Consider the following 2,215-nt stretch of genomic DNA (forward strand, 5'->3'; position numbering starts at 1 on the left):
CGTCGGCACCGCAGGATATACCGCCATGCTCTGTGTCATGGCCCTGGAGCGGCACGGCCTGCATAGGCACCGAAATGGGTTTCGCCGACGCCCCAGCCATTCAGCACGACCTTGTCTCCGGCGCGCCAGTCGGGATGCGAGGACGAAATGACGGTGCCGGCGAAATCGATGCCCGGCACCAACGGCCAGCGGCGGATCACCGGCGCCTTGCCTGTGATCGCCAAGCCATCCTTGTAGTTCACCGTCGTTGCCTCGACCGCGACGGTGACATCGCCTTCCATCAGGTCGGCCTCGGTGAGATCGGTCACGGCGACCGACTGCTTTTTCTCGGCGTCACGCGAAACGAGGATGGCTTTGAAGGTTTCGGACATGTCTTTCTCCGCGATCTTGACGACATGAACTGTGCGGCGATGGCCGCACGGGGTCAATCCTTGGAAGGACTGGCTTTGGGTTCGCGCCGCCAGCCGACCAGCTCGTCGAAGACGACCAGTGCCGCACCAACCGAAATGAAGGCGTCGGCAAGGTTGAAGACGGCGAAGGACCAGACCGGCGTGTGGAACAGGATGTAGTCGATGACGTGGCCGTTGACGGCGCGGTCGATCAGATTGCCGAGCGCGCCGCCGACGATCAGCGCAAAGCCGGTGCGGGCAAGGATCTGGGACGGCGCGATCCGGGTCGCCAGGAACAGCACGAAGGCAACGACGGCGAGCGAAATGACGATCAGCCCGGTGTCGCCGAAGGACGAGAACATCGAGAAGGCGATGCCGGTATTGTAGGTGCGAAACAGCGCCAGGAAGGGCAGCAGATCAACCTTCTCCTGAAAAGGCAGATCGGCCTCGACCAGGTATTTTATCCACTGGTCGAGCGCGATGGCCGCGACGACGAGCAATGCGTAGGGAGACCATGATCTCACGGGCAGGCAACCTTCATTGCTGGTCCAGGATTGGCTCGAGCTTCAGCGCGCCGCGCCGGATCTCGAACAGCATGATGCCGGTGGCAACGGCCAGATTGAGCGAATCGGCACGGCCCGCTTGCGGAATCCTGAGCAGCCTGTCGCAACTCGCAGCCAGGCTTTCGGGCAGTCCCTGCTGCTCGTTGCCCATCATCAGCAGCACGGGCCCGCGGGAAAAATCGACCGAGCGGTAGTCGACGGCGCCTTTCAGGTGGGTTCCGGCGACGAGGCCTGAAAACCCGCCTCGCCAGGCGAGGAAAGCCTCGGTTGTCGCCTTCGCCACCGGCACGGCAAAGATCGAACCCATGGTGGCACGCACCGTCTCCACGGAGAATGGATCAGTGGTATCGCCGACCAGGATGACGCCTTTGGCGCCGACGGCATCGACGGTGCGGATGACGGTGCCGAGATTGCCGGGGTCGCGCACCCGGTCGAGCGCCACCCAGACGTCGCCATTGTCAGCGCGGACATCCTTCAAGGCGAGGAATTTTTGCGAAAAGACGCCGACCACCATTTGCGGGTTGTCGCGACGGGTGATGGCGACCAGCACCTTCTCCGACACTTCGAGCACCATGCCGCCTGCCGCAACCGTGCGTGCGGCCACCTTCTCCACCGCAGCGTTGCCGCGCCCGGCCTTGGCGAAAACCAATGTCCTGATCTGCCAGCCGAGATCGAGCGCATCGATGACCAGCTTCAACCCCTCGGCCATGAAGGCGCTCTGCTGGTCGCGGAATTTCTTCTGAGCGAGCGCCTTGATGTCCTTGACCAGCGGATTGGCGAGGCTGGTGACCTCCTTCACCTGGCCAGGTGCGCCTGCATGCCGCTCGTTCATTCAGCCACCCAACGCGAAAACAATGAGGTCGATAGCGCCCGGCCGGCGGACTTTTCGCGGATGATCAACTCACCCGATTCAACCTTGCCGCCCATGCCGGCAAAGGTATCGCGCATCAGGGCGTGGATGGCGAAGAAGGAGGCGCGGATCGAATAGGCGGTCAGCACCACGGCGAGCGGCTTCGGCGTCAGGATCGCCCGGCAGAGGTCGGTCAAATCCGGCAGGTCCTCGAACAATTGCCAGACCTCGCCCTTGGGGCCACGGCCATAGGCCGGCGGGTCGAACAGAATGATATCGTAGCGGCTGCCGCGGCGCTCCTCGCGCTCGGCGAATTTGACCGCGTCGTCGACGATCCAGCGGATCGGCTTGCTGCCGAGGCCGGCCATCTCCTGGTTTTCGCGGGCCCAGCCGATCCCCTTCTTCCAGGCATC

Annotated in this window: 2 protein-coding genes and 2 pseudogenes; all 4 read right to left on the reverse strand. The window is 63.5% G+C overall.

Features of this window, described 5'->3' with window-relative positions:
• Positions 1-50: 50 nt before the first annotated feature.
• Positions 51-371: pseudogene (locus EN925_RS32745) on the reverse strand (alcohol dehydrogenase catalytic domain-containing protein); the annotation flags it as partial.
• 53 nt (positions 372-424) lie between these two features.
• Positions 425-913, reverse strand: a complete 489-nt coding sequence (gene lspA, locus EN925_RS32750; RefSeq protein WP_127384619.1) for a signal peptidase II — start codon at positions 911-913, stop codon at positions 425-427.
• A 13-nt stretch (positions 914-926) separates the two neighbouring features.
• Positions 927-1,784, reverse strand: a complete 858-nt coding sequence (locus EN925_RS32755) for an RNA methyltransferase (protein WP_127384620.1) — start codon at positions 1,782-1,784, stop codon at positions 927-929.
• Positions 1,781-2,215: pseudogene (locus EN925_RS32760) on the reverse strand (class I SAM-dependent rRNA methyltransferase); the annotation flags it as partial. The pseudogene EN925_RS32760 and the gene EN925_RS32755, both read right to left, overlap by 4 nt.

It is taken from the genome of Mesorhizobium sp. M7A.F.Ca.US.006.04.2.1 (assembly GCF_004022915.1).
GTDB lineage: Bacteria > Pseudomonadota > Alphaproteobacteria > Rhizobiales > Rhizobiaceae > Mesorhizobium > Mesorhizobium ciceri.

Coding starts and splice junctions, on each gene's coding strand:
- EN925_RS32755 (WP_127384620.1), bottom strand. CDS start 1,784: ATGAACGAGCGGCATGCAGGCGCACCTGGCCAGGTGAAGGAGGTCACC.